Source organism: Mycobacterium sp. 852014-52144_SCH5372336 (genome assembly GCF_001665615.1).
Taxonomy (GTDB): Bacteria; Actinomycetota; Actinomycetes; order Mycobacteriales; family Mycobacteriaceae; genus Mycobacterium; species Mycobacterium neumannii_A.
Map to the genome: position 1 here is coordinate 198,994 of NZ_LZSW01000018.1, position 26,215 is coordinate 225,208.

General features: G+C 68.2%; 24 protein-coding genes. 17 read left to right on the top strand and 7 right to left on the bottom strand.

Translation table 11 applies throughout. The features are described 5' to 3' along the window. Positions 1–17 precede the first annotated feature (17 nt). Genes A5759_RS03410 through A5759_RS03420 form a run of 3 tightly spaced genes read left to right on the top strand, consistent with a single transcriptional unit; the run spans position 18 to position 2,572 of the window. The gene (locus A5759_RS03410; RefSeq protein WP_068193735.1) at positions 18–695 is read left to right on the top strand and encodes a hypothetical protein; all 678 of its coding nucleotides are present in this window, start codon (positions 18–20) and stop codon (positions 693–695) included. A 54-nt stretch (positions 696–749) separates the two neighbouring features. Beyond that, positions 750–2,315: a DNA polymerase Y family protein gene (locus A5759_RS03415; RefSeq protein ID WP_197505938.1), complete on the top strand. Its 1,566-nt coding sequence runs from the start codon at positions 750–752 to the stop codon at positions 2,313–2,315. 29 nt (positions 2,316–2,344) lie between these two features. After that, a complete protein-coding gene (locus tag A5759_RS03420) occupies positions 2,345–2,572 on the top strand; it encodes a DUF6480 family protein (protein WP_066849790.1) in 228 nt (75 codons plus the stop codon). Here A5759_RS03420 and A5759_RS03425 read toward each other — a convergent pair. Together A5759_RS03425 and A5759_RS03430 are read right to left on the bottom strand one after the other, a co-directional pair. Beyond that, positions 2,569–3,609 carry a nucleoside hydrolase gene (locus tag A5759_RS03425; RefSeq protein WP_156616793.1) on the bottom strand — a complete coding sequence of 347 codons (1,041 nt, stop codon included), beginning with the start codon at positions 3,607–3,609 and terminating at the stop codon, positions 2,569–2,571. The genes A5759_RS03420 and A5759_RS03425 overlap by 4 nt on opposite strands. A 24-nt stretch (positions 3,610–3,633) precedes the next feature. Then, the gene (locus tag A5759_RS03430; protein WP_068193740.1) at positions 3,634–5,628 is read right to left on the bottom strand and encodes an SDR family oxidoreductase; all 1,995 of its coding nucleotides are present in this window, start codon (positions 5,626–5,628) and stop codon (positions 3,634–3,636) included. A 55-nt stretch (positions 5,629–5,683) separates the two neighbouring features. Between A5759_RS03430 and A5759_RS03435 the strand changes: the two genes are divergently transcribed. Further along, positions 5,684–6,553, top strand: coding sequence for a MaoC family dehydratase (locus A5759_RS03435; protein WP_068193743.1), 870 nt, complete (start codon positions 5,684–5,686; stop codon positions 6,551–6,553). A gap of 57 nt (positions 6,554–6,610) precedes the next feature. Then, a complete protein-coding gene (locus tag A5759_RS03440) occupies positions 6,611–7,495 on the top strand; it encodes a universal stress protein (protein ID WP_068193747.1) in 885 nt (294 codons plus the stop codon). Here A5759_RS03440 and A5759_RS03445 read toward each other — a convergent pair. After that, positions 7,492–8,976, bottom strand: a complete 1,485-nt coding sequence (locus A5759_RS03445; protein ID WP_068193750.1) for an HNH endonuclease signature motif containing protein — start codon at positions 8,974–8,976, stop codon at positions 7,492–7,494. The genes A5759_RS03440 and A5759_RS03445 overlap by 4 nt on opposite strands. 256 nt (positions 8,977–9,232) lie before the next feature. Between A5759_RS03445 and A5759_RS03450 the strand changes: the two genes are divergently transcribed. Beyond that, entirely contained in the window at positions 9,233–12,553 is a 3,321-nt protein-coding gene (locus tag A5759_RS03450) for an error-prone DNA polymerase (protein ID WP_068193752.1), read from the top strand. 17 nt (positions 12,554–12,570) lie between these two features. Beyond that, the gene (locus A5759_RS03455; protein WP_066849245.1) at positions 12,571–13,713 is read left to right on the top strand and encodes an MFS transporter; all 1,143 of its coding nucleotides are present in this window, start codon (positions 12,571–12,573) and stop codon (positions 13,711–13,713) included. Here A5759_RS03455 and A5759_RS03460 read toward each other — a convergent pair. After that, positions 13,710–14,126, bottom strand: coding sequence for a TIGR03667 family PPOX class F420-dependent oxidoreductase (locus A5759_RS03460; protein ID WP_066849242.1), 417 nt, complete (start codon positions 14,124–14,126; stop codon positions 13,710–13,712). The genes A5759_RS03455 and A5759_RS03460 overlap by 4 nt on opposite strands. A 22-nt stretch (positions 14,127–14,148) precedes the next feature. On the opposite strand from A5759_RS03460, the gene A5759_RS03465 reads away from it, so the two are divergent. Then, a complete protein-coding gene (locus A5759_RS03465; protein WP_068193755.1) occupies positions 14,149–14,796 on the top strand; it encodes a nitroreductase family protein in 648 nt (215 codons plus the stop codon). A 3-nt stretch (positions 14,797–14,799) separates the two neighbouring features. On the opposite strand, the gene A5759_RS03470 is transcribed toward A5759_RS03465, so the two are convergent. Beyond that, positions 14,800–15,264: a tRNA (cytidine(34)-2'-O)-methyltransferase gene (locus A5759_RS03470; RefSeq protein ID WP_068193757.1), complete on the bottom strand. Its 465-nt coding sequence runs from the start codon at positions 15,262–15,264 to the stop codon at positions 14,800–14,802. Between the two features lie 50 nt (positions 15,265–15,314). On the opposite strand from A5759_RS03470, the gene A5759_RS03475 reads away from it, so the two are divergent. From A5759_RS03475 to A5759_RS03500, 6 genes are all read left to right on the top strand, one after another. Beyond that, complete coding sequence (locus A5759_RS03475) at positions 15,315–15,920, top strand: bifunctional 2-polyprenyl-6-hydroxyphenol methylase/3-demethylubiquinol 3-O-methyltransferase UbiG (RefSeq protein WP_068193759.1); 606 nt, start codon at positions 15,315–15,317, stop codon at positions 15,918–15,920. A gap of 267 nt (positions 15,921–16,187) precedes the next feature. Continuing rightward, positions 16,188–18,686 (top strand): ATP-binding protein, encoded by a 2,499-nt coding sequence (locus tag A5759_RS03480; RefSeq protein WP_068193762.1) that lies wholly within the window; start codon positions 16,188–16,190, stop codon positions 18,684–18,686. Beyond that, the gene (locus tag A5759_RS03485) at positions 18,683–19,102 is read left to right on the top strand and encodes a roadblock/LC7 domain-containing protein (protein WP_064345702.1); all 420 of its coding nucleotides are present in this window, start codon (positions 18,683–18,685) and stop codon (positions 19,100–19,102) included. Before A5759_RS03480 ends, A5759_RS03485 begins: the two co-directional genes overlap by 4 nt. A gap of 7 nt (positions 19,103–19,109) precedes the next feature. Further along, entirely contained in the window at positions 19,110–19,481 is a 372-nt protein-coding gene (locus A5759_RS03490; RefSeq protein ID WP_068193766.1) for a DUF742 domain-containing protein, read from the top strand. Next, on the top strand, positions 19,462–20,037 hold the full coding sequence (locus tag A5759_RS03495; protein ID WP_066849228.1) for an ATP/GTP-binding protein: 576 nt from the start codon (positions 19,462–19,464) through the stop codon (positions 20,035–20,037). The genes A5759_RS03490 and A5759_RS03495 overlap by 20 nt, the downstream gene beginning before the upstream one ends. A 4-nt stretch (positions 20,038–20,041) precedes the next feature. After that, positions 20,042–20,605 carry a pentapeptide repeat-containing protein gene (locus tag A5759_RS03500; RefSeq protein WP_068193770.1) on the top strand — a complete coding sequence of 188 codons (564 nt, stop codon included), beginning with the start codon at positions 20,042–20,044 and terminating at the stop codon, positions 20,603–20,605. Positions 20,606–20,632: 27 nt separating this feature from the next. Here the strand turns inward: A5759_RS03500 and A5759_RS03505 are convergent, their stop codons facing one another. Beyond that, entirely contained in the window at positions 20,633–23,266 is a 2,634-nt protein-coding gene (locus A5759_RS03505) for an FHA domain-containing protein (RefSeq protein WP_068193772.1), read from the bottom strand. Positions 23,267–23,381: 115 nt separating this feature from the next. Here A5759_RS03505 and A5759_RS03510 point away from each other — a divergent pair, with 115 nt between their 5' ends. Beyond that, positions 23,382–23,798: a hypothetical protein gene (locus A5759_RS03510; RefSeq protein ID WP_156616794.1), complete on the top strand. Its 417-nt coding sequence runs from the start codon at positions 23,382–23,384 to the stop codon at positions 23,796–23,798. Here the strand turns inward: A5759_RS03510 and A5759_RS03515 are convergent. Beyond that, complete coding sequence (locus A5759_RS03515; protein ID WP_068193779.1) at positions 23,765–24,988, bottom strand: NADH:flavin oxidoreductase; 1,224 nt, start codon at positions 24,986–24,988, stop codon at positions 23,765–23,767. The genes A5759_RS03510 and A5759_RS03515 overlap by 34 nt on opposite strands. A 28-nt stretch (positions 24,989–25,016) precedes the next feature. Here A5759_RS03515 and A5759_RS03520 point away from each other — a divergent pair, with 28 nt between their 5' ends. Both A5759_RS03520 and A5759_RS03525 read left to right on the top strand, forming a co-directional pair. Beyond that, positions 25,017–25,874 (top strand): bifunctional methylenetetrahydrofolate dehydrogenase/methenyltetrahydrofolate cyclohydrolase, encoded by an 858-nt coding sequence (locus A5759_RS03520; protein ID WP_064394250.1) that lies wholly within the window; start codon positions 25,017–25,019, stop codon positions 25,872–25,874. Beyond that, positions 25,871–26,164 (top strand): DUF3017 domain-containing protein, encoded by a 294-nt coding sequence (locus tag A5759_RS03525; RefSeq protein WP_064394249.1) that lies wholly within the window; start codon positions 25,871–25,873, stop codon positions 26,162–26,164. Before A5759_RS03520 ends, A5759_RS03525 begins: the two co-directional genes overlap by 4 nt. The last annotated feature ends 51 nt before the right edge of the window (positions 26,165–26,215 follow it).

A 26,215-nucleotide genomic window follows, 5' to 3' on the forward strand; every position in this document is an offset into this window, starting at 1 on the left:
ATGCGGGAGGTGCTGTTGTGACAGCGGCCGTAAGCCTGAACCAGCGTCAGCTTACCCGCGCTGAACAGGTGGAACACCTGCGTCGCAAGATTGCGGCGGTGTCCAGCAAGGTGGGCGATGGCCGTCGAGGCGTGGTCGCTGCAGTCGAGCCGCTTCCGGCCTCAGAAAGTTTGCTGCCGGTACCCGAAACCCTTGCCGAACTGGCGCAGTTGCCGCGCGGGACGGTGGCGGTGGTCTCGGGGGCCAGGTCGCTGCCGCTGAGCATGGTCGCGGCGGTGACGGCGGAGGGCGGGCACGCCGCAATCGTCGGCCAACCCGACGTCGGCCTGCTGGCGGCCGTGGAGATGGGCGCCGACCTGAGCCGGATCGCGGTAATCCCAGAACCAGGCGCCGATCCGGTCGAGGTCGCGGCCGTGCTGATGGACGGTATGGATCTGGTGGTGCTCGGCCTGGGCGGGCGGTCGGTGCCGGCCACCCGCGCGCGGGCGGTGGTGGCTCGGGCCCGCCAGAAGGGCTGCACGCTGCTGGTCACCGGTGGTGACTGGCAGGGTGCGTCGGCCCGGTTGGAGGCCTCGGTATGCGGCTATGAGATCACCGGGCAGGGGCGACCGGGCTTCGGCCGCATCGGCCGGGTCCGGTTGGCCACCCGGGCATGGGGGCGGTCGTTCGGTTCCGTCCGCGCGGTAGGCGGATGAGTGGCCCGCTCGTCCCGCGACTCGTCACGGTCGCGCGTTCTGGCCATCTGGTGCATGGACTGGCCGGCCGTCGCCGCGGCGGCCGCAGCCGACCTGCCGCCGACCGCCCCGATCGCGGTGACGCTGGCCAACCGGGTCATCGCCTGTTCGGCATCGGCCCGATCGGCGGGAGTACGACGCGGGCTGCGTCGCCGGGAAGCCCAAGCCCGGTGCCCGGAACTGCATGTGGTCACCGCCGATCCGGCGCGCGATGCCCGCCACTTCGAAAACGTCACGATCGCGGTGGACGACTTGGTGCCGCGCGCCGAGGTGTTGCGGCCGGGCCTGCTGGTGCTGCCGGTCCGGGGCGCGGCCCGTTACTTCGGGTCCGAACAGGCCGCCGCTGAGCGGTTGGTCGACGCGGTGGCCGCCGCCGGCGTCGAATGTCAGGTGGGGGTCGCCGACCAGTTGCCCACTGCGGTCTTCGCTGCGCGGGCGGGGCGGATCGTCGAGCCCGGACAGGATGCGCTGTTCCTGTCGGCGCTGTCGATCCGCCAGTTGGCCACCGAGCCCAGCCTGGCCGCCCCCGGCCGGGAAGACCTGGCGGACCTGCTGTGGCGCATGGGGATTCGCAACATCGGACAGTTCGCCGCGCTGTCCCGCAGCGATGTGGCCTCGCGGTTCGGGGCCGACGCGGTGGCCGCGCACCAGTTCGCCTGCGGCGAGCCCACCCGTGGTCCGTCAGGCCGGGATCCCGATCCCGACCTCGACGCCGTCATGGACTGTGATCCGCCGATCGACCGGGTGGACGCCGCCGCTTTCGCCGGACGGTCGCTGGCCGCCGACCTGCACCGCACCCTGGCCGCGTCCGGTGTGGGATGCACCCGGCTGGCCATCCGTGCCCGCACTGCCAATGGTGAAGAGCTGGAACGAGTTTGGCGTTGTGCCGAACCGCTGACCGAGGATGCCACCGCCGACCGGGTGCGCTGGCAGCTTGACGGCTGGCTGAACAGGCGCAATCCCAAAGACCGGCCCACCGCGCCCATCACGGTGATCCGGTTGCGCCCAGTGGAGGTGGTGTCGGCCGAGGCGCTGCAGCTGCCGCTGTGGGGCGGAGTGGGTGAAGAGGATCGACTGCGCGCCCGTCGTGCGCTGGTGCGCGTGCAGGGTCTGCTGGGGCCGGAGGCGGTGCAGGTCCCGGTGCTCAGCGGCGGTCGAGGCCCTGCCGAGCGCATCACGTTCACCCCGCTGGGGGATGAGCAGGTGCCGCGGGCCGATCCGTGTCAGCCTTGGCCGGGCCAGCTGCCCGAACCGTCGCCGACCGTGCTGCTCGACGATCCGGTCGAGTTGTTCGACGCCGACGGTCGTCCGGTGCGAGTGACGGCTCGTGGCCTGTTCTCCACCGATCCCGCGCGGTTGGACGCGCCGGGCAAGGCCGTCAAGGCGGGCAGATTGACCTGGTGGGCAGGACCATGGCCGGTCGACGAACGATGGTGGGATCCGGAAGGCCGCAAAGCCGGCCGCACCGCCCGCGCACAGGTGTTGCTCGACGACGAGTCCTCACGCGAAGCCCGACCGGGGCAGGCCTTGCTGCTGTGCTACCGGCAGCGACGGTGGTACGTCGAAGGGATTTATGAATGACGACCGCGCGATGGGGTACCCGTGCGTCGATGACCGCCATACCGCCCGACCCAGAACCGTCCAACACGCCGGACCTCGAACCCGGTGGTGGAGTGCCGCCGGGGTCGACGCCGCCCGACTCCGACCAGGTCTCCGGTGTGGGCGCCGTCGAGTCCCGGCCGCGGCACCGGTGGACACCGACAGCCGTCGTCAGTGTCATCGCGCTCGCGATCTTTCTGCTGTTGTTCCTGGCGGTCGTGGTCTCGGTGATCCTCTAACCGTTCAGCGCTCGCGCGAGCGCGCCGACGCGCGCGATGAACCGGTCGAAGAACGCTCCCGGGTCGACGTCAACACCGATGAGCGCGTTGGGTTCCCGGCCCCACCGGTTGCTCCAGTCGGCGATGGTCATGCCGCGGGTCAGTGTGCCCGTCAACTCGACGTCGACGGTGGTCGGCCGGTAGGTGACGAGGTCGGGGTCCAGCGCCACCGCCGCGGCCAGCGGGTCGTGCAGATGAGCCAGATAACCCTCGCCCTGGTCGAAATGAAACTCGAAGTAGAACCGCATCGCGTCCTCCAACACCGCGATCAGCGGGTTGGCCGACGCCGACCGGGTGCCGCGGTCGTCGGACACACTCATCGCCACCGACTCCGCTCCGGCCTCGTCTGCGAGCCGGTTCAACAGGGCGGGTGTCAGCGCGATGTGTTCGGTCAGGTTCAGCCCCAACACGATTGGGAGGTGCGAGGGTTTCTCGGCTCCCCACGCCGCCGTCCATCCGGTGAACACCTCGGCGGCTGCTTCCGGGTCCACGCTGATGTTCCATTCGGCGACCGGGGTCGTGTTACCGCGGTAGTCGAACGCGCCGCCCATGATGACCAGCCGGCGCAGCAGCGTGGGAAGGGCGGGTTCGGCGCGAAGCGCCAGCGCGAGATTGGTCAGCGGGCCGACGGCGATCGCGATCAGATCGCCGGGATGGGCGTGAGCGGCACGCACCCACGCCTCGGCGGCGTCGTACTCGGTGAGCCGGCGCTCGGAGGCGGGTAACTGCGCGTACCCCATCCCCTCAGGACCGTGGGTGTCCTCGGCGGTGCGCAGCGGCGAGCTGACGGGCTGCTCGGACCCTTTCGACACGGGGATGTCCGGCATCCGGCACATGTCCAACAGACCGAGGTTGTTGCGACAAACCTGTTGTACCGGAACATTTCCCGCTGTCGATGCGATACCGACCACCTCGCCGTCGTCACTGGCGAACAGGTATGCCAGCGCCATCGCGTCGTCAACGCCGGTGTCGACGTCGACGAAGACTGGCTGTTTCACCTGGCCAACGATAGGGACAGGCGGTTACCAGTGCACACCCGGTACCAGGCGCACCGCGGACTTCACCGGCCGCGGAACTCGCACGGTGCGGACGGGTCGCTTCGGGCGACGGGTGGTGAGCGAGGCCGACGGGGCTGTCGGCACGCCGCGGGCCGCAGCCGAATCCGGATACCCGAGGTAGAGCTGGTGAAGGATCCGCCGCGAGAGTTTCGGCGTGAAGTAGTTGCCGAAGTCGGCGAGCGTGCCCAGCGGGGTGTCGATCCTGGCCGGCTTGTCGATCAGCGCGCGCACCACCATCGCCGCGGCGTGCTCGTCGCTGATGGCCGGAACCGGATTGAGCCGGCGCGACGGCACGATCATCGGCGTACGCACCAACGGCATATGGATGGTGGTGAATGTGATGTGGTCGGACAGCGTCTCGGTCGCGACAACATCGGCGAACGCGTCGAGCGCGGCCTTCGTCGGAAGGTAGGAACTGTATTTCGGGTTGCGCGCCTGCACACCGGCGCTGGACACGTTGACGACGTGGCCGAATCGCCGCTCACGCCAATGCGGGAGCAGCGCAAGGACCATCCGCACCGCGCCGAAGTAGTTGACGGCCATCACCCGCTCATAGTCGTGCAGGCGGTCGGTGGAGGCGATCACCGAGCGGCGAATCGATCGGCCCGCGTTGTTCACCAAGTAATCGACGTGGCCGAACCGGCCCAGGATGTCCTTGACGGTGCTCTCTACCGATGTCGAGTCGGTGACGTCGCAGGTGAACGCATGCGCCTGACCGCCGTCGGCCCGGATTTCGGCCACGAGGTCGTCGAGGGCATCGGCGTTGCGCGCCAACGCGAATACTGTCGCACCACGTTCGGCGATCGCCAGGGACGAAGCCCGGCCGATCCCGCTCGATGCGCCGGTGACGATCACGTGCCTCCCGACCAGCGGGCCGCGGGGATGGTCGCGACGCGCCCGGTCGGGATCGAGATGTTCGGCCCAGTAGCGCCACAGCGCAGGCGCGTAATCGGCGAAGTCGGGAACCGTGATTCCTGTGCCGCGCAACGCTTCCGAGGCGCGGTCGGCAGTGAACGTCGGCATCAGCCCGACTACGTCGAGGATCTCGGCGGGCAGGCCGATCTGGGTGAGCGCCATGTTGCGGATCACCTTGGCGCGGCCGGAGGCCCTCAGGAGCGGTGTCGCGGTGGAGCGGGGCAGGGACGCCCGCAGCGGCGGAAGCCCGGCCGTCTTCGCCACACCGCGGTAGATGCCGTGCAACCCAACGGATTTCGGTGCGGTCAGATGGAACGCCTCGCCGTCTCGGTCGGGCAGGTGCGTCAGCGCGACGAGCGCGTCGGCGACGTAGTCGACCGGGACGAGGTTGGTGCGGCCGGCGTCGGGCAGGGCGATCGGCGCGATCGACGGTAACTTGGCCAATTTCGCGAGCACCGGGAAGAGGTAGTAGGGGCCGTCGACCTTGTCCATCTCGCCGGTCTTCGAATCGCCCACGACGACGGCAGGCCGGTACACGCGGTACCGCAAACCGGGGGTCGTGCGGACAATCTGCTCGGCCTCGAACTTGGTGCGGTGATACGGCGTGGGCAGGTTCTGGCCGACGTCGAAGTCGTCCTCGGTGAACTCGCCGCGGAACGTGCCTGCGACCGCGATCGACGACACATGGTGCAGCGTCGCGTCGAGCCGCAAGGTCAGGTCGACCACCGCGCGGGTGCCGTCGACGTTGGCCGCACGTTGATCGGCGTCGGAGGCGGTGATGTCGTAGACCGCGCCGCAGTGCACGACGTGATCGACGGCGCCGATGTCGGTGAGGTCGTCGGGCGTGAGTCCAAGGTGCGGTTCGCCGAGGTCGCCGATCAGGGGTTTCACGCGTTCACCCCAGGTCGTGGCCAATCGCTCGAACCGCGACAGCGAAGTGCGTCTGACGAGCACCAGCACCTCGGCGTCGCTGCTGTGGGCCAACAACCGCGTCACGACCCGCCGGCCGATAAACCCGGTACCGCCGGTAACGACATACCGCATGCGAGCAATCGTGGACCCCCGCGGGCGAGACGTCAATGCGGATATCGTTCGAGGTATGCCTCTCGACCCCAACGCCATCGGCGCCAAGACCGACCCGCAACTGTTCGAATGGACCGACCGCGACACGCTGCTTTACGCGCTGGGCGTCGGCGCGGGTACCGCTGATCTGGCGTTCACCACCGAGAACAGTCACGGCATCGAGCAACAGGTGCTGCCGACCTATGCGGTGATCGCCTGCCTGCCGTTCGCGGCGGTCGGCCTGGTCGGCTCGTTCAACTTCGCGATGCTGCTGCACGGGTCGCAGGGAATCCGGCTGCACGAACCGCTGAAACCGGCGGGCAAGCTCAGCGTCGTAGCCGAGGTCGCCGACATCCAGGACAAGGGTGAGGGCAAGAACGGGATCGTCATGCTCAAGGCGACGGGTACCGACCCCGACACGTCGAACGTCGTCGCCGAGACCTTCACCACCGCCGTCATCCGCGGTGAGGGCGGCTTCGGTGGGCAACCGGGGCAGCGGCCCGCCGCTCCGGAGATACCCGACCGCGAGCCCGACGCGCGAATTGCCTTGCCCACGCGCGAAGATCAAGCGTTGATCTACCGGCTGTCGGGTGATCGCAACCCGCTGCACAGCGATCCGTGGTTCGCGCGGGAACTCGCCGGCTTCCCGAAGCCGATCCTGCACGGACTGTGCAGCTACGGCGTGGCGGGTCGGGCGCTGGTCGCTGAACTCGGTGGCGGCGACGCGACGAAGGTCAGCGCGATCGACGCCAGGTTCACCTCGCCGGTGTTCCCGGGGGAGACGCTGACCACCTCGATCTGGCGGACCGAGGCGGGCCGGGCGGTGTTTCGCACGGAAGCGGCCGAACCCGACGGGTCGAACTCGCGGCTTGTTCTCGAGGACGGTGCTGCCGAGTATCGCGACTGACGCGCATTTGGTCGATCCACGGGCGTGCGCCGCTTCAGATTGAAAGGATGACCGACCATGAGGCTCGTCGTTGGATATCTGGCCACGCCCGGCGGCGCGGATGCGCTGGCGCTCGGCGTGCGGTTCGCTCGAACGCTCGGCGCCGACCTCGACCTGTGCATGGTGCTGCCGCCGGACCGGGTGACGCCGTCGATCAAGCCGGTCGGCGACTTCGAGAAGCACCTCGTCGCGCAGGCCGAACAGTGGTTGGAGGAGGCTCGCGCATCGGTGCCCGACGACATCATCGTGCGCAGCCACGTCCGCGTCGACGACTCGCCCGCTGATGCGCTGATCCAGGAAGCGGCGCGCGTCGAGGCCGACATGATCGTCGTTGGCGGATCGGGTGGCCTCGTCGCCAGCTACTCCCTGGGATCGACGGTCAACGCGCTGTTGCACTCGGCTCCGCTACCGGTGGCCGTCGCACCCCGGGGTACGAGGCATTCGCCCGTCGACCGCACACGCGAAGTGACCTGTGCGATTGGCGAGCGTGAAGGCGCAGATGTGTTGTTGGACATCGCTGTTCAATACAGTCGGGTGGCGGGCGCGCCGCTGCGTCTGGTTTCCCTGGTGGCCCTGGACCCCACGTTCGGGGCGCTGCGCGGCGACGGTGACGCGGTACGGGAGCATGCTCTCGCTCATGCGCGCCACGTCCTTGAGTTGGCGAAATCCGAGCTGCCGCAGGATTTTCCGGTGACCTCGATGATCGTAGAAGGTCGGACGATCGAGGAGGCGGTGGGCAAGCTGGACTGGCAAGACGGAGACCTGATCATGGTCGGGTCGAGCCGGCTCAGCGCGCCGCGGCGACTGTTCCTCGGATCGAAGGCGGCCAAGATGTTGCGGGTGCTCGATGTCCCCATGGTGGTAGTGCCGCGCGAACAACTCGGCCCCGAGGACTTGCCCTAGAACGGCGGTGGTTTGTTGCGCTCGTCGGCGTAGGGCTGGTTGCGCTGACGCTCCGCTTCGATGGCGTCGGCCCGGCTCTGCTCGCGGGTTCGCTTGCGGCGGGGCATCTTCAAGCACCGAACCGCGTCGTCGAGTAGGTCGACGCTGGGGTCGACGACCGCGGGGGCGGTCGGCCGGCACAGCGACGGGAACAGCAGCCTGCTGCCGGGATGGGTCGTGTACTTCTGCCCGGTGGGTGAGAGCCAATCCACGGTGCCGTCCGGATGCTGTCGGTCCCGCCATCCTAGGAACGTCTTACAGAGATGATGAGTTCGGCACAGGCATTTGAGGTTTGACGCCTGTGTGGCACCCCGTGGATGGGGGATGGTGTGGTCGATGTCGCACTGGGTGGCCGGCTTGTCGCAGTTCGGGAAACGGCAGGTTAGATCGCGGCAGCGGACGAACCATGCCAGTGCCGTCGAGGGAACTCGGCGCTTCTCCGGAGCGGCATCCCCGGGATGTCTCACGGGTCGACGCCTGGCGACGGCCAGCTTGGCGGCCACGATCGGTGCCGGCACCACCCCGCGACCTATCACGTAGCCCGGCCCCGTCGCGGCAGGACCGACCAGCGTGGGATCGTCGGGCTCGACCGCCTCGACTGGCTTGTCCCCGTCCAATTCGGCTGGGGTCTCATCATTTAGCGTGTCCTCGCTCGCCACGACGTGCACCACCAGGTTGCTGGCTGTGAGACCCGCGGCGGGGCACTCGTTCGAACCGCACGCACACGGCAGCGCTTTGGCGCCGCTGACCGCCGCGGCCAGGGCGTCGCCGCGGCGCTGCTCTTGAGTGCGGGGATCGTTTTCGCACACCGTCGCGGCGAAAGCATCGAGGCGTTGGTCGATCAACTCGCCGTCGTGGGCGTAAACCGTCGCCTCGATGTAGGCAACACCCGTGCCGTTGCCGCTGTCCCTGACATCGACGTAGCGGCTGCGCGAGCTGTTTTCGGCGCGGCGCACCGCGGCGGGATCGAAGCGGTCGACCCAGTAGTCGATCTTGGTGTGCAACTTCATCAACGACAGCGTCGTCCACTCCTCGACGTTCCCGGCGATTGCCGCGTCGACTCCAGTCAGCGCGTCGCCGTCTTGGACCAAACGGGTACGCGACACGATTGCCGCGACCTCGCGGTACGAGATGGCGCCGGTCATGAACACCGCGTTGACGCCGGGGAAGCGGTCACGCAGGGCGACCGCGATCGCCAGCTGGGACGCGGCTAATCCCAGCGACACATGCTGGGTTGGGGCGATCTCGGCGGCGACGGCAGCGTAGTTGTCCAGGATCCATTGGTCGCGCTCGGCCGAGCCGTCGGCGGCGTACATCCGATCCAACACATCGGCCGCCGCCGAGAGCCGGCGCGCGCAGGCGGCGTTCTCGATGCGCGCCCACGCACCGGCCGCTCCGGCACCGCTAGTGCCATCGGCCGCTTCGACCAGCTGTTCGAACATACTAGCGAATTTAGCCACGGGGGCAGACGCGGATCGGCCGCCGGCGCACTCCGGCGCCCAACCTGTGGATGAATCTGGTCTTGGGGATAACGCGCGCTCGCAAGACTTGCGCGTAGGTGGATTCGTTGCCTCGCGTAACCGGGCGCGCTGCGCCAACGTCGACCCGATCCGCTAGGCGTACGCGCGCATTTCTGATGAGTCAACGCGGTATCGAACGAAGGCAGCTGTTCGAACACAAGTTCGATACACTGCAACCATGGGCTGGCATACCGGACCGCCGAGCTGGGTGGAAATGGAGCGGGTGCTCAACGGCAAACCGCGTCGCGCCGGCGCGTGGCCTTCCCCCGCGAGCGGGGAATATGGCCCGGACGAGCAGATCGGCGACGGCGGCGACAGCCCGGCTTGGTCCAGTAGGCGAGGGGAGTACCAGCCACTCGATGTCGAGCGACCCACGTCGACGGTTCCCTACGCCGAACTGCACGCGCATTCGGCCTACAGCTTCCTCGACGGCGCCAGCACGCCGGAGGAACTGGTCGAGGAGGCGGCCCGACTGGACCTGCGGGCGATCGCGCTGACCGACCACGACGGCCTCTACGGCGTGGTGCGCTTCGCCGAAGCCGCCAGAGAACTGGAGATGTCGACGGTCTTCGGCGCCGAACTGTCCCTCGGCGGGGGCAACCGGACCGAAGACCCCGATCCGCCCGGCCCGCACCTGCTGGTGCTCGCGCGCGGTCCCGAGGGCTACCGGCGGTTGTCACGCGAACTCGCCAAGGCGCACCTGGCCGGCGGCGAGAAGGGCAAGCTGCACTACGACTACGACGCGCTGACTGAGGCCGCAGGCGGACACTGGCACATCCTCACCGGCTGCCGTAAAGGGCATGTCCGACAGGCGCTTTCAAAAGGCGGTCCGCAGGCCGCCGCCACCGCGCTGGCTGACCTGGTCGACCGCTTCGGCCGCGACCGGGTCAGCGTCGAGCTCACCCACCACGGGCACCCCTGCGACGGCGAACGCAACGCCGCCCTCGCCGAGCTCGCGCCCCGGTTCGGTCTGAGCGTGGTCGCCACCACCGCCGCACATTTCGCCGAACCGTCACGGGGTCGGCTGGCCATGGCGATGGGGGCGATCCGCGCCCGGCACTCGATGGACGAGGCCGCCGGTTACCTTGCCCCGCTGGGCGGTTCGCATCTGCGGTCGGGTGAGGAGATGGCCCGGCTGTTCGCCGACCGGCCTGAGGTGGTGACGGCCGCGGCCGACCTCGGTGAGCAGTGCGCGTTCGGACTTGCGCTGATCGCACCGCAGTTACCGCCGTTCGACGTCCCCGACGGCCACACCGAGGACAGCTGGCTGCGTCATCTGGTGATGGAGGGCGCGCACCGGAGATACGGCCCACCGCAACGGGCGCCGCGCGCATACGCGCAGATCGAACATGAGCTGAAAGTCATTGAGCAGCTGACCTTTCCCGGGTACTTCCTGGTGGTCCACGACATCACCCGGTTCTGCAGGGAGAACGGCATCCTGGCCCAGGGCAGGGGATCGGCGGCCAATTCCGCGGTCTGCTACGCGCTCGGCGTTACCAACGTGGACCCGGTCGCCAACGAATTGCTGTTCGAACGCTTCCTGTCCCCCGCGCGCGACGGCCCACCCGACATCGACATCGATATCGAATCGGACCTGCGGGAGAAGGCTATTCAGTACGTCTACGACCGCTACGGCCGCGACTACGCCGCGCAGGTCGCCAACGTCATCACCTACCGGGGTCGCAGCGCGGTACGCGATATGGCCCGCGCACTGGGCTTCTCGCAAGGTCAGCAGGACGCCTGGAGCAAGCAGCTCGGCCAGTGGGGCAACCTCGCCGAGGCGCCGCACACTGAAGACATTCCCGAGCAGGTCATCGATCTGGCCAAGCAGATCTCCAACCTGCCCCGCCACATGGGCATCCACTCCGGCGGCATGGTCATCTGCGATCGGCCCATCGCCGACGTGTGCCCGGTCGAGTGGGCGCGGATGGAGAACCGCAGCGTCCTGCAGTGGGACAAAGACGATTGCGCGGCAATAGGTTTGGTGAAGTTCGACATGCTCGGCCTCGGCATGCTCTCGGCGCTGCACTATTGCATCGACCTGGTGCGCGAGCACAAGGGTATCGACGTCGACCTGGCGAAACTGGACCTGTCCGAGCCCGCCGTGTACGAGATGCTGCAGAAAGCGGACTCCGTCGGGGTGTTCCAGGTGGAGTCGCGCGCCCAGATGGCCACCCTGCCGCGGCTCAAGCCTCGCGTGTTCTACGACCTGGTCGTCGAGGTGGCGCTGATCCGGCCCGGCCCCATCCAGGGCGGGTCGGTGCATCCGTACATCAAGCGTCGCAACGGCGAAGAGCCCGTCACCTACGACCACCCGTCGATGGAGCCGGCGTTGCACAAGACGCTGGGGGTGCCGCTGTTCCAGGAACAACTCATGCAGCTGGCGGTGGACTGCGCGGGTTTCACCGCCGCCGAGGCCGACCAGCTGCGCCGCGCGATGGGGTCCAAGCGGTCGACCGAACGGATGCGCCGACTGCGGAGCAGGTTCTACGACGGTATGCGCCAGCGCCACGGCATCACCGGCGAGATCGCTGACCGCATCTACGAGAAACTGGAGGCTTTCGCGAACTTCGGTTTCCCCGAGAGTCATTCGCTCAGCTTCGCGTCGCTGGTGTTCTACTCCTCGTGGTTCAAACTGCATCACCCCGCCGCGTTCTGCGCCGCGCTGCTGCGCGCGCAGCCGATGGGCTTCTACTCACCGCAAACCCTGGTGGCCGACGCCCGCCGGCACGGTGTCACCGTGCGCGGGCCGGACGTCAACGCCAGCCTGGCGCACCCGACCCTCGAGAACGCCGGCACCGAGGTGCGGATGGGCCTCGGCGCGGTCCGCCACATCGGCGACGACCTGGCCGAACAGCTCGTCGAGGAACGAAAGACCAACGGCGCGTTCACTTCACTGTTGGATCTGACGCAGCGAGTGCAGCTGTCCGTGCCGCAGACCGAGGCGCTGGCCACCGCCGGGGCCCTGGGCTGCTTCGATATCGCCCGACGCGAAGGGTTGTGGGCGGCGGGCGCGGCCGCCAGCCAACGACCCGACCGGCTGCCGGGTGTGGGCGCCTCGTCGCACATTCCCTCGCTGCCGGGTATGACCGAACTCGAGTTGGCCGCCTCCGACGTGTGGGCGACCGGTGTCTCACCGGACAGTTATCCGACGCAGTTCCTCCGAGAGGATCTCGACGACCTCGGTGTCATCCCGGCAGGAATGCTGCTCGACGTGCCGGACGGCACCCGCGTGCTGGTGGCCGGGGCGGTGACGCACCGGCAGCGGCCGGCGACCGCGCAAGGGGCGACCTTCCTCAACCTCGAGGACGAGACCGGAATGGTCAACGTCATCTGCTCGCGCGGGGTGTGGGCGCGACACCGCAAGCTGGCGCAAACGGCTCCGGCACTGCTGATCCGCGGTCAGGTGCAGAACGCGACTGGCGCCGTCACCGTCGTCGCCGAGCGGATGGGCAAGCTCACCTTGGCGATCGGCTCGAAGTCTCGCGACTTCCGCTAGCCCGCTACGGTTGAGCGGTGCGGCGACCCGTCTACCTCCTCGTCGGTGCGGGCACCGCACTGATCGCCTGCTGCTACGGCTTCGGGCGGTTCTCCTACGGACTGTTCGGCCCGGTGTTCGGCGAGACCTTCCGCCTGAGCCCCACCATCGCCGGCGTGATCGGTGCGGGCAGCTACATCGGCTACTGCGCGGCGATCACCGCCAGCCTGCTGCTGACCGACCGCATCGGCCCGCGACGGGTCGCGGTCGCCGCCGGAGTCGTTGCCACACTGGGGATCTCCATCATCGCGCTCGCGCCCTCGACGTGGGTGCTCGCAGTAGGTGTGCTGGTCGCCGGCTGTAGCACCGGCATCGTCTCGCCGCCGCTGGCCGCCGCGGTCACCCAACACGTGCCGGCGAACACGGCCGAACGCGCCCAGACCGTCGTCAACGGCGGCACCGGAATCGGTGTGGTGCTGTCGGCGCCGATCGCGCTGCTGTTGCTGAGCCACTGGCGCGCGGCGTGGGTGGTGTACGCGTTGGTCTCGGCGGCGGTGACCGTCTGGGTGTTCCTCGCCGTGCCGGCCGACTCGCAGCGCGCGGCGAAACGGGTCGATCCGCTCTGGCGCACAGGTACTTTCGGCTTGCTGCTGGCAGCCTTGCTGACGGGCGTCGGCAGCGTCGCGGTGTGGACCTTCGGCCGCGACCTGATCACCACCGTCGGCGGGGCGGACGCCACCCGCTCGTCGTTGCTGTGGATCGTCATCGGCGCGGCGGGCATCGCCGGGGCGCTCGCCGGTGATGTGGTGCAGCGGATCGGACTGCAGTGGGCATGGGTGTGCGCGACCGTCGCGATGGCCTCGGCGACGGCGCTGTTGGCGGCCGCCCCGTGGAACCTCGGCGTCATGATCGCGGCCGCCACGCTGTTCGGCGGGGCCTACATCGCGTTGACGGGTTTGGCGCTGCTGTGGAGCGCCCGCTTGTATCCCGACAGCACCTCGTCCGGAGTCGGCCTGTCGTTCTTCACGCTCGCGGCCGGTCAAGCCCTGGGGGCGCCCGTGGCTGGTGCGCTCATCGACCTGGCCGGCGGACGGGCCGCGTTCCTGGCGATCGCCGCGGTCGGCCTGTGTGCGCTTGCGGTGCGGCCCGTGAACACAGCGCCGGTGCCCGCAGCGCGCTAACCCTCGGTGGGCGTGGTCCAGACCTTGTCGACGCTGATCCTCAGCCGCGTGTCGTAGGCGGCGAGAAACTCGTCGCTGAAACCGAGGCTGGCCGCCAACTCGGCGTATTTCGCGCGATACCGCTCGTCGTGCAGCGGATTCGCGCCCTCGGCATCGACGGTCGCGGGTCCGCCGACGACGATGATCCCGCTACCGTTTCCATCGGAGTCCAGATTGAGGCTGACCCGTGGATGCGCCCGTATATGCCTGACTTTCGCGGCACTCGGTTCGGTGTAGACGATCATGTCAGTCCCGTCGAAGTAGAACCACACCAATTTCGGGACGGGTTGTCCGGACTTGGCCACCGTGGTCAACCAGCCGTGCTTCTCCGACGAGAGCCGGTCGATGACTTCCTGGGTGAATTTGACTGCCATGAAGCGAATGTAGTCTCGAAAAATGACCTTGAACCTCTCCGCCGACGAAGTCCTCACCACCACCCGTTCGGTGCGCAAGCGGCTCGATTTCGAGAAGCCGGTGCCGCGTGAGGTGTTGCTGGAGTGCCTCGAGCTCGCCATCCAGGCGCCGACCGGATCGAACAGTCAAGCGTGGCAGTGGGTGTTCGTCGACGACGCCGAGAAGAAGACGGCGCTCGCCGAGATTTATCGCAACAGCTGGAAGTTGTACCGCACGATGCCCGAACCCGAATACGCAGAGGGCGACAGCCGCGGGGAGCGGCGCCAGGCCGTGGTGTCGTCGGCCGAATACCTCGCCGAGAACATGGAAAAGGCGCCCTGGCTGCTGATCCCGTGCCTCGAGGGACGATGCGACGGTGTGCCCGGCGCCGTCAGCGCCAGCTTCTGGGGTTCACTGCTGCCCGCCGCGTGGAGCTACATGCTGGCGTTGCGCACGCGCGGTCTGGGCTCGGCGTGGACGACGCTGCACCTGTTGGGTGAGGGCGAGAAGCAGGCCGCCGACGTCCTGGGCATCCCGCACGACCAGTACAGCCAAGGCGGGCTGTTCCCGATCGCTTACACCAAGGGCACCGACTTCCGCCCGGCCAAGCGCCTGCCCGTCGAGCAGATCGCGCACTTCAACTCCTGGTGATGCTCAGGTCGCGCCGCTGAATCCGTGCTGGCGCCACGCCTCGTACACCGCGACGGCGGCGGCATTCGACAAGTTCAGCGAGCGCCTGCCGGCCAGCATCGGAATCCGCACCTGCGCGGTGATGTGCGGATCGGCCAGCGTCGCCTTGTCGAGGCCGGAGGGTTCGGGACCGAACATCAGCACGTCACCCGGCCGGTACTCGATGTCGGTGAACGACGTCGTCGCGTGGGCGGTGAACGCATAGACCCGCTCAGGCGCCATCGCGGACCATGCCGCGGCCAGATCGGGATGGACGGTCACCGACGCCAGGTCGTGATAGTCCAGGCCGGCCCGCCGCAACTTCGGCTCGGACAGGTCGAAGCCCAACGGTTCCACCAGGTGCAGTTCGCAGCCGGTGCCCGCCACCATCCGGATCGCGTTACCCGTGTTTGGCGCGATGCACGGTGAGTAGAACATCAATCTGAACAACTGGCACCTCTGGGTGGAGAGCGCTTTCGGGGCGAAGGGATAATGCTCGCATGGTCGCGAAGAGCCTCTGGATGCAGAAGGTGGCGGCCGACCCCGGCCATTCCCACTGGTATATCGAGCGATTCCGCGCCATGGCGCGGGCCGGTGACGACCTGGCGGGTGAGGCGCGCCTGATCGACGCGATGGCTCCGCGCGGCGCCCACATCCTCGATGCGGGATGCGGACCCGGCCGCCTGGGCGGCTACCTCGCCGCCGCCGGTCACCGCGTCGTCGGCGTCGACGTCGACCCCGCGCTGATCGAGGCGGCCGAACAGGACCATCCGGGCCCACAGTGGCTCGTCGGCGACCTCGCCGAACTCGACCTGCCCGCACGGGGCATCACCGAGAAATTCGACGTCATCCTGTCGGCGGGCAACGTCATGACGTTCCTGGCGCCGAGCACCCGTGGCGAGGTGCTCACCCGGCTGCGCGCCCATCTCAAGGCCGACGGGCGGGCGGTGATCGGCTTCGGCGCCGGTCGCGACTACGCGTTCGCCGACTTCTTCGACGACGCCTCGAACGCCGGTCTCGCGCCGGATCTGCTGTTGTCCACGTGGGATGTGCGGCCGTTCGCCGACGACTCCGACTTCCTCGTCGCGATCCTTCGCCCGGCGTAGGCGGGCGCTGCTGCCGGGGTGACATCACGATCGGGTCCCGGTATTTGCTCGGTATCCTCACACCGCTTTTCACCTGCGGTTTTGAACTCTGTCTGTTCAGTAAGAATGGTGGATTCGGCCGCACATCGCTGGCATACTCGTCCAATTGCCAGGGCCGGAACAGGCCCGCCGGGGTGGGCAGATCAGTAGAAAATCAGTGGGAAGTCTCATGAATGACGCGCCATCGCTGACGATGAAGCCGCCGGCCCTGCGAACGGGCCTGCGCCGATGAGCGTGTTCTCCCCGCGCGAACCCGAGCCTCCGGTCAAACGGCCGTCGCGGTGGGCCTTGTCCAACTGGCCGGTCCGGTGGAAAGTGCTCGCGATCGTCCTGGTGCCGTTGATCGTGGCCGCAACGTTCGCCGGCCTGCGCATCCACGGCGACGTGACCGCGGAGACCGATCTACGCCGCGCCGCCGAACGCGCCGAAATGGTGCCCGCGATCGAGCGCTACATGGAGGCGTTGGAAGCGGCGATGCTGGCCACCTCGGCCGACGGTGACATGCAGGCGGCCCTGAGCCGATTCGACAGCAGCCGCCGTGAACTCCAGCTCCGGATGGAGGCCACCGACGTCGCTCCGGACGTCCGCCAGGGCATCACCACCATGATCGACGACGGTCAGGCGCTGATGGACAGGGTCACCTCGAACAGCGTCGGACTGCGCGACAGCATCCAGGCCTACGCGCTGTTGCTGCTGCCCGCCGAGGATGCGGTGACCGGCTCGGTCCGCGTCGACGACGAACGCATCCGCGCGGAGACCGTCGGGCTGGCCCGGGCGATCGGGGCGCGCGGCCAGATGACGATGCAGACGCTCGCGCTGACCCGCGGTGCCGAGTTGCCCGAGCCCGAGTTGCGGACCGCCGTGATCGCACTTGCCGGCACCGAGCCGTCGACGTTGTTCGGTATGAGCCAGGTGCTCGGGGTGGGATCGCCCGAGGCCAAGACGCTGCAGGCCGAGTTCGTCAAGCGGATGGCGCTGATGACCGACCCGGCGGTGCCGCTGGTCAACAACCCCGAACTGCTGGGGTCGGTGGCCGCAACCGATCAGATCGCGTCCCAGATCATCGAGCGGACCACCGGGGCGGTCACGTCGGCCGTGCGGGATCGAGCCGACGCTCAGCGCACCACCTTGATCCGCGATGCGGTCATCGTCGGTGTGGCGATGCTGGTCGCGCTGATCATCGTGGTCCTGGTGGCGCGCACCCTGGTGCGACCGCTGCGGCGTCTGCGCGACAGCGCGCTCAAGGTCGCCCACGAAGACCTCGGCGCAGAAATCGAGCGGGTGCGTGCCGGTGGTGACGCCTCGCAGATCACCCCGATCCCGGTGCACACGACCGAGGAGGTGGGCCAGGTCGCCCATGCCGTCGACGAACTGCACGAGCAGGCCGTCTTCCTCGCCGCCGAACAGTCGCGGTTGCAGCTGCAGATCGGGGACATGTTCGAGACGCTCTCACGGCGCAGCCGCTCGCTGGTCGACCAGCAGTTGGCGTTGATCGACCGGCTGGAGCGCAACGAGGAGGACCCCGAGCGGCTCGAGAGCCTGTTCCGGCTGGACCATCTGGCCGCCCGGATGCGACGTAACGGCGCGAACCTTCTGGTGCTGTCCGGCGCGAGGGTTCCTCGCGAGCAGGCCGAGCCGGTTCCGGTCTCCGCGGTGATCAACGCCGCGGCCTCCGAGGTCGAGGACTACACCCGGGTCGTCACCGCGACCGTTCCCGACAGTGAGGTCGTCGGCGCCGTCGCCGGTGACCTGGTCCACCTGCTCGCCGAACTGCTCGACAACGCGCTGCGCTACTCGCCGCCGATTTCACAGGTGCGGGTGTCGGCCGTGCACACCGCCAACGGCGGACTGGTCATCGAGGTGAGTGACATCGGGCTCGGGATGACCGAGTCGGATCTGCGGGTGGCCAACTCCCGTCTGCAGTCAGGCGGACAGGTCGACCCCTACACCGCGCGGCACATGGGGTTGTTCGTCGTGGGGCGCCTCGCCGCGCAGCACGGGCTGGTGGTCCGGTTGCGGTCCACGATCGGTGGCGAGCCGGATTCGGGCACCACCGCGGGTGTGTACGTGCCGAGCGAGTTGTTGAGGCGACCCGGGGAGCCGCACCAGTTCAGCGAGCCCGAGTACGCCACGCCCGCCGACGCCCATTCGGGGATCGCGACGGCGCTGGCGCTCGACGAGCCGAGGCACGCCAACGGCCACTCTGATGCGCCGATTGCGGTCCTGCCGCAGCGCAACCCCGGCGCCAGCGGTATCGCGGCCACCCCGGACGAAGAAGTCGGGGAGCCGGAACCGGCCGGCCGGCCGTCGGACACCTCGAGCTTCTTCGCGGCGCGAACCCAAGCGGCGGAAACGGCCGATGCCGACGACTCGATCTACCAGAGCATGCTCTCGGAGTGGCTGGTCGACCCGACCGAACTCGCCAACAGCGAGGACCTGAACTGGGAATCGGTCTGGGACCACGGCTGGTCGGCCGCAGCCGCCGCCGACGAGGCCCCGGTCACCGAAGTCACCGACGACGGGCTTCCGGTGCGCACCCCGGGTGCCCGCCTCGTGCCGGGCGCCGCACAGACCGGCGAGGTAGCATCGGCGGCTGAGTTGGGCGCGCAACCGGAAGCCTCGCAACGCGATCCTGACGCCGTTCGCGCCAGCATCAGCAGCCACTTCGGCGGGGTGCACGCCGGCCGCTCGCACGCACGAGAGACCAGAGGAACCGATACCGAATGACGTACCCGGCCCGTTCGACGCAGCGCGACTCGCTCGACTGGCTGGTCTCCAAATTCGCCCGCGAAGTGTCGGGGGTGACGCACGCGGTGCTGGTGTCCGCCGACGGGCTGCTGATGGCGGCCAGCGAGCACATCCCGACCGAGCGGGCCGACCAACTCGCGGCCGTGGCCTCCGGACTGGCGAGCCTGTCCACGGGTGCGGCACAACTCTTCGACGGCGGTCACGTGCTGCAGTCGGTGGTCGAGATGGAGAACGGCTACCTGCTGTTGATGCGCGTCGGCGACGGCTCGAACCTGGCCACCCTGGCGGCACGCAACTGCGACATCGGCCAGATCGGTTACGAGATGGCGGTATTGGTCGAACGGGTGGGCACCGTCGTCCAGTCGGCGCGACGGCGCGCACCCCAACATTCGTGAGCGGCCGATGGACCAGTGGGAGGGTGACGTCGCGGCCGAGCCGAGCCTGGTCCGGCCGTACATCCTGACCGCGGGCCGCACCGACTCCCGCATCTCGCTGCCGATGGAAGCGCCGATCGAGACGGTTCAATCGGCCAAGCCGCCGCGCTGGCCGGGTAACGACGTGCGCGGGCAGATCGTGGCGATATGCGTCGACCGCCCGTCGGTTACCGAGATCGCTGTGAAGTTATCGTTGCCGCTCGGCGTGGCGCGGGTGCTCATCGGCGATCTCGTGACGCAGGGTTATGTGGCGGTCGGCAGCACCCTGGGCGAGTCGACCGACATCGACGAAAGACGTGAGTTGATAGGAAGGACACTGCGTGGCCTCAAGGCACTTTGAGGAGACCGCCTCCACGAAGATCGTCATCTCGGGTGGCTTCGGCGCCGGGAAGACGACGTTCGTCGGCGCGGTCTCCGAGATCATGCCGCTGCGGACCGAGGCCTTGGTGACCACCGCCTCGGCGGGCGTCGACGGACTCGAAGCCACGCCCCAGAAGAACACGACGACGGTGGCGATGGACTTCGGTCGCATCACCTTGGCCGATGACCTGGTGTTGTACCTGTTCGGCACGCCCGGTCAGCGCCGGTTCTGGTTCATGTGGGACGACCTCGTCCGCGGCGCGATCGGAGCCATCATCCTGGTCGACGTGCGGCGTCTACAGGACAGCTTCGCCGCGGTCGACTTCTTCGAGGCGCGCAACCTGCCGTTCCTCGTTGCGATCAACCAGTTCGACAGCGCGCCAAGGCATCCCGCTGCCGCGGTACGCAAGGCGTTGGCGCTTGGCGAGCACGTTCCGGTGATCACCGTCGACGCGCGTGACCGGCAGTCCGCCAAGGCGGCGTTGATCGCGATCACCGAATACGCTCTGGCGAACCTGACCTCCCTGCCCGGTTGACCGAGTGCGCCGCGACGAAACACTGTGGAGCGACAAGCACTACACCGGCCGCGACTTCCGCGACGACGACCTCAGCAGGCTACGCACCAAACGCGTGGTGTTCGACGAATGTGATTTCCGCGGCGTCGACCTCACCGAATCCGAACATGCCGGTTCGGCGTTTCGGAACTGCCGGTTCGAGCGAGCAACCCTGCACCACAGCGTATTCCGGCAGTGCAGCATGCTCGGATCGGTATTCACCGGAAGCCGCCTTCGGCCGATGACGCTGGTCGACGTCGACCTGACACTGGCCGTCCTCGGCGGATGTGATCTGCGGGGTGTGGATCTCACCCGATGCCGGTTGCGCGAGGCAGGCCTCGTCGACGCCGATCTGCGCAAGGCGGTGTTGCGCGGCGCGGATCTGAGCGGGGCGCGGGTGCAGAACCTGCGACTCGACGAGGCCGACCTTCGCGGCGCGAGGACCGACCCGTCACTGTGGACCACCGCCGGCCTCACCGGCGTGAAAATCGACGTCGACCAAGCGCTTGCGTTCGCCGCCGCGCACGGCCTGAATATCCACGGGGCATGATCGCCATCACGCACGGATATCGGCGCGCTAAGCGCTGCTCAGCCGAATCCGCCAGCGCACGAACGCCGTGTAGCCGATGGAGATCAGCGCCAGCATGGCGATGTCGAACAGCCATGTGCCCGCGCTGTGGTCCCAGTGTCGGTCGTTGGGCGTCAATGGGCCGGGCACCAACCGGATCAGGTCGATCGTCGAGGCCGAAGCCGCGAAACCCCAACGGGCAGGGGTGAACCAGGACATCTGGTCGAGCACGATCCGGTCTGTCACCGGGATCATGCCGCCCGAGAACACCAGCTGGGACATGATCGCCACCACCAGCAGCGGCATGATCTGTTCGTTGGACCTGGCCAACGCCGAGAGCGCCAGGCCCACCATCGCCGCGGCCACCGTCGTCACCGCGATGTCGACGAACAGCTCGATGCTGCGGTTGCCGATAAATGCACCGCTGTCGACGGCACCGGGACCCCAACCCTTGCCGATGATCGCGATCGCCGTCACGATCGCCGACTGGACGACCGCGAACAGGGTGAACACGAACACCTTCGCCAAAAGGTATGCGGTCGTTGACAATCCGACGGCCTGCTCACGGCGGAAGATCGCCCGTTCGCCGATCAGCGCCCGGATGGTCAGCGCGGTGCCCATGAAAATGGCGCCGACGTTGAGCATGACCAGGATCTGGCCCGGCTCGTTGGGTGCCGGGCCGCCCTGTATCGCAGGCACGGGCACGCCGAACCCGACATCACCGGGCACCGAGAGCGACAGCACGCCCATGATGAACGGCAGCAGCATCAGGAACGCGAAGTAGCCGCGGTCGGATACCACCAGCCGCACCTGTCGGCGCGCGATCGTCGAGAACTGTCGCCGCACGCTCGTGCTCGTCGGGCTGCCCAGATCGGACGGCTCCTCGGTCGGCGGTGGCGGTGGCGGAGGCCCGTGCTTGGACAGGAAGCGCTCGTTGGCGGCCTCGGGGTCGCTGGCCACCGAGCTGAAGATGTCGGCCCAGTTGGTGGTGCCCATCGACGGGCCGATCTGGCTGGGCGGGCCGTAGAACGCGGTCTTTCCGCCGGGCGCCAGCAGCAGCACCTGATCGCAGACGTCGAGATAGGTCAGCGAGTGCGTGACGACCAGCACGACGCGACCGGCGTCGGCCAGTTGCCGCAGCATCGTCATCACCTGGCGGTCCAGTGCGGGGTCCAGACCCGAGGTCGGCTCGTCGAGGATCAGCAGCGACGGGCCGGTCAACAGTTCGAGCGCAACCGAAGCGCGCTTGCGCTGGCCGCCGGAGAGCTTGTCGACGCGGGTCTCCAGATGGTTGGTCATCTCGAGTTCCTCGAGCACCTGCATGACGACCTGTTCCCGGTCGGCCTTCGTGGTGTCCGGCGGCAGGCGCAGTTCCGCGGCGTACATCAGCGCCTGACGCACGGTCAGCTGACCGTGCACGACGTCGTCCTGGGGAACCATCCCGATCCGGGAGCGCAGCGACGCGTATTCGGCGTGCACGTTGTGGCCCTCGAAGGTCACCGTGCCCGTCGTCGGATGGGTGTAGCCGGCGACCAACCGCGCGAACGTCGACTTACCGGCGCCCGACGGGCCGATGATCGCAGTCAGCGTTCCCGGCCGCGCGGCGATCGAGATGTTGTCCAGCAGCGTTTTGTTGTTCTCGATCGTCCACGTGACACCGTGTACTTCCAGACCGCCGGTGCGGGTCGCGGCCTCGCTCTCGCTGCGGCGGACCAGCGTGCCGCCGGAGAAGACGAGGTCGATGTTGCCGATGGTGACCGTGTCACCGTCGCGAAGTAGCGCGGACTCCACGCGTGCACCGTTGACGAACGTGCCGTTGATGCTGCGGTTGTCGATGATCTCGGTACCGGCCGCCGTCGGCACCAGCGTGGCGTGGTGGCGCGAGGCCAGCACGTCGGGTACGACGATGTCGTTGCCGGTGGCTCGACCGATCTTGACTGCGCCGGGGACGTTGTCCGGCGGCCTGGTTCCCGGCCGCAGGATCTTGAGCATGCTCGTGGCGAGGTTGCCCTCGCTGGAGCGCGGCGCCGCGGTCGGTCCCATCATCGTCGCCGACTCGAGCGCCGGGGACGATATCACCTGACGCACCGGCTGTTGAGGGCTCGTATAGGCCGCGGGCTGCGGCGTGCTGGGATGCCGGGGCGGGGGAGGCGCACTCGGGTAGGTCGGTTGCGGACGCGCCTGACCCGGCGGCGGACCGTATGGCCGCGTGGTGTGCGGAGCCGAGTGTGGACCCGAAACCGGCGGGGGCGGCGGCGCGGTGGGGTAGGTGCCCGTCGGTCGCTGGTTGGCGATCGGCACCGCCACGGTCGGCGTCCGGCCCACCGCGCCCTGATGGCGGCCGATCTCGAAAGTCAGTCGCGGACCGTCTGGATTGCCGATGTTGATCGTCTGACCGTCGTGGATGTCGACCGCGGGAACTCTGCGGTTGTTGACGAACATCCCGTTGAGGCTGCCGTTGTCGATCGCCACCCAGCGGCCCTGGTCAAAGCGCAACACCAGATGCGCACGGGAGATCAACGGATGGGCGATGCGAACGTCGGCGCGCAGATCGCGGCCGATGACGACGTCATTGCCCGCCGCGAAGGTTCGGGTCGATCCGTCGTACCGAACGGTCAGCGCGGGCGGGGCGGGTCGGCTCATCGTCGCCAACTCTAACGGTAGGCATGTGCGACCCGGTGCTCCGACCACGGAAGTTTGCCGGTCGTACGGCGAGTCGCGCGCTTATGGCGACGAAACGTGGTCACCATAGGTCATGGTGTCTCGGGCGCCTTTCCTGGTCTTCGGCATTGGCGGGCTCTGTGTCGTCGCGGCGTTCCTGGCGCCGACGGTCGATGCGCAAGGCGCTATAGCGATCGACGCCCGTGGGTTCGTCGACTCAAAAGCCCGTTGCGAGGCGCCATGGCAGCCAGCGGCTTTGGGCCGCACCCAGTTTGCGCTCGTCGCGATCTGCGAGCGGGGCAGCAGCTATGAGTACCGCGGGGTGCGGATGAGTGACGGTCTGGTGCTGACCGCGCCTGCCGTCGAAAACAGTGACGGCGTCTTCACCGTCGAGAACGAGGGCGCCACTTATACGTTCTCGCCCAAGGAACTCGTCGTCACCGCCGGAGACCAGGTGCTGGTGACCGAACCGATGGTGGCCTACGTCGAACCGCGGCCCGCCGGCGACGGCTGATAGTTGTCCGGCGCCCCGGTCAGCACACAGCGGGTGTGGCTGTAGATCGTCGGCATGCACTTGTTGCAGTGATCGCAGATCGACTGCACCGAGCTGTCGGCCTGGATGCGGTTGATCAGGTCCGGTTCGGCCAGCAACGCGCGTCCCATCGCCACGAAGTCGAAGCCCTCGGCCATCGCGAGGTCCATCGACTCTCGGTTGGTGATGCCGCCCAACAGGATCAGCGGCATCTTCAATTCGGCGCGGAACTTCTGGGCGTGGCGCAACAGGAATGCGTCGCGGTAGGGGTACTGGCGCAGGAACTTCTTGCCGGTCATCCGGATGCCCCACCGGATCGGCGGCTTGAACGCGTTCGCGAACTCCTTGATCGGCGCGTCGCCGTGGAACAGGTACATCGGGTTGACCAGCGAACTGCCCGCCGTCAGCTCGATGGCGTCCAGCCCGCCGTCCTCCTCGAGCCATTTCGCGGTCTGCAGCGACTCCTCGATCGGGATGCCGCCACGCACACCGTCGGTCATGGTCAGCTTCGCGGTCACCGCGATCGGGGCACCCTCCTTCTCCACCGCGCGCCGCACCGCCATGACGACGCCGCGGGCCACTTTGGCGCGGTTCTGAAGCGAGCCGCCGAACTCGTCGGTGCGGCGGTTGAGCAGTGGACTGAGGAACGAGCTGGCCAGGTAGTTGTGGCCGAGATGGATCTCGACCGCGTCGAAACCGGATTCGATCGCCAGGCGCGCGGCGTTGGCGTGCGCCTCGGTGACATCGCGGATGTCCTCACGCGTGGCCTTCTTGGCGAACCGCATCGACAGCGGGTTGAAGAAGCGGATCGGCGCCAGCGCCTTGGCCTTGTTGGTCCGCGCATTCGCCACTGGGCCGGCATGGCCGATCTGTGCGCTGATCGCCGCGCCCTCGGCATGGACCGCTTCGGTCAGCCGCTTCAGCCCTGGCACCGCCTCGGGGCGCATCCAGATCTGCCAGCCGTCGGTGCGCCCGCCGGGAGCGACCGCGCAGTAGGCGACCGTCGTCATCCCGACTCCGCCGGCGGCGGGCAGCCGGTGGAAGTTGATCAGTTCGTCGGTGACGAGCGCGTTCGGCGTCGACGCCTCGAACGTCGCCGCCTTGATGATCCGATTGCGCAGCGTCACCGGGCCGAGCTTGGCCGGGGTGAACACATTGGGCTGAGTGTTCATGGTCTCAGAGCATGCCAGACTGTGACGCGTGGGTGCGATCACACTGGACGGCAAGGCCACGCGCGACGAGATCTTCGTCGACCTCACCGAACGGGTCGCGGCGCTGACCGCGGCGGGACGTACGCCGGGGCTGGGCACGGTGCTCGTCGGCGACGACCCCGGCTCGCAGGCCTACGTGCGCGGTAAGCACTCCGACTGCGCGAAGGTCGGCATCAACTCGATCCGCCGCGACCTGCCCGCCGACATCAGCCAGGCCACGCTCGACGAGACGATCGACGAGCTCAACGCCAACCCCGAGTGCACCGGTTACATCGTCCAGTTGCCGCTGCCCAAGCACCTCAACGAAAACGCCGCCCTGGAGCGCGTCGACCCGGGCAAGGACGCAGACGGTCTGCATCCGACGAACCTCGGCAGGCTGGTTCTCAACGAACCGGCCCCGCTGCCGTGCACTCCGCGCGGGATCGTGCACCTGCTGCGCCGCTACGAGGTGGAGATCGCCGGCGCGCAGGTCGTCGTCATCGGCCGCGGTGTGACGGTCGGCCGCCCGCTCGGACTGCTGCTAACGCGTCGTTCGGAGAACGCGACGGTGACATTGTGCCACACCGCGACTCGCCATCTCCCGGAGCTGGCCCGAGAGGCCGACATCATCATCGCCGCGGCGGGCATGCCGCACATGGTGACCGCTGAGATGGTGCGACCCGGCGCTGCGGTCGTCGACGTTGGCGTCAGCCGCGACGAGAACGGCAAGCTCGTCGGTGACGTCCACCCCGACGTCTGGGATGTCGCCGGCCACGTCTCGCCCAATCCGGGTGGCGTCGGCCCGCTGACGCGGGCGTTCCTTTTGACGAACGTGGTCGAGCGCGCGGAGGCACTGGCGGCGACGTGACACCAAAGGAGTTCGCGCGCAAGGTTTTCGCGAGTCAGTGGCCGTTCTGGTCGGTCGGGCTGATCTTCGCCGCCGCGTTCGTCCTGGTGGTCGCGGGCTATTGGCGACGCGGCGCGCTGGTGATGGCGATCGGGGTCGGTGTGGCTGCAGCGCTGCGGCTGATGCTGAGCGACGAACGGGCGGGGCTGCTGGCGGTGCGGAGCCGAGGCGTCGATTTCGTCACCACCGCGACCGTCAGCGCGACGATGCTCTATGTCGCCTGGACCATCGACCCGCTGGGCACCAGCTAACGCCACAATCGCCGAGACTTACGCTTTGGCGGGTTTTCCTCGACCATTTCC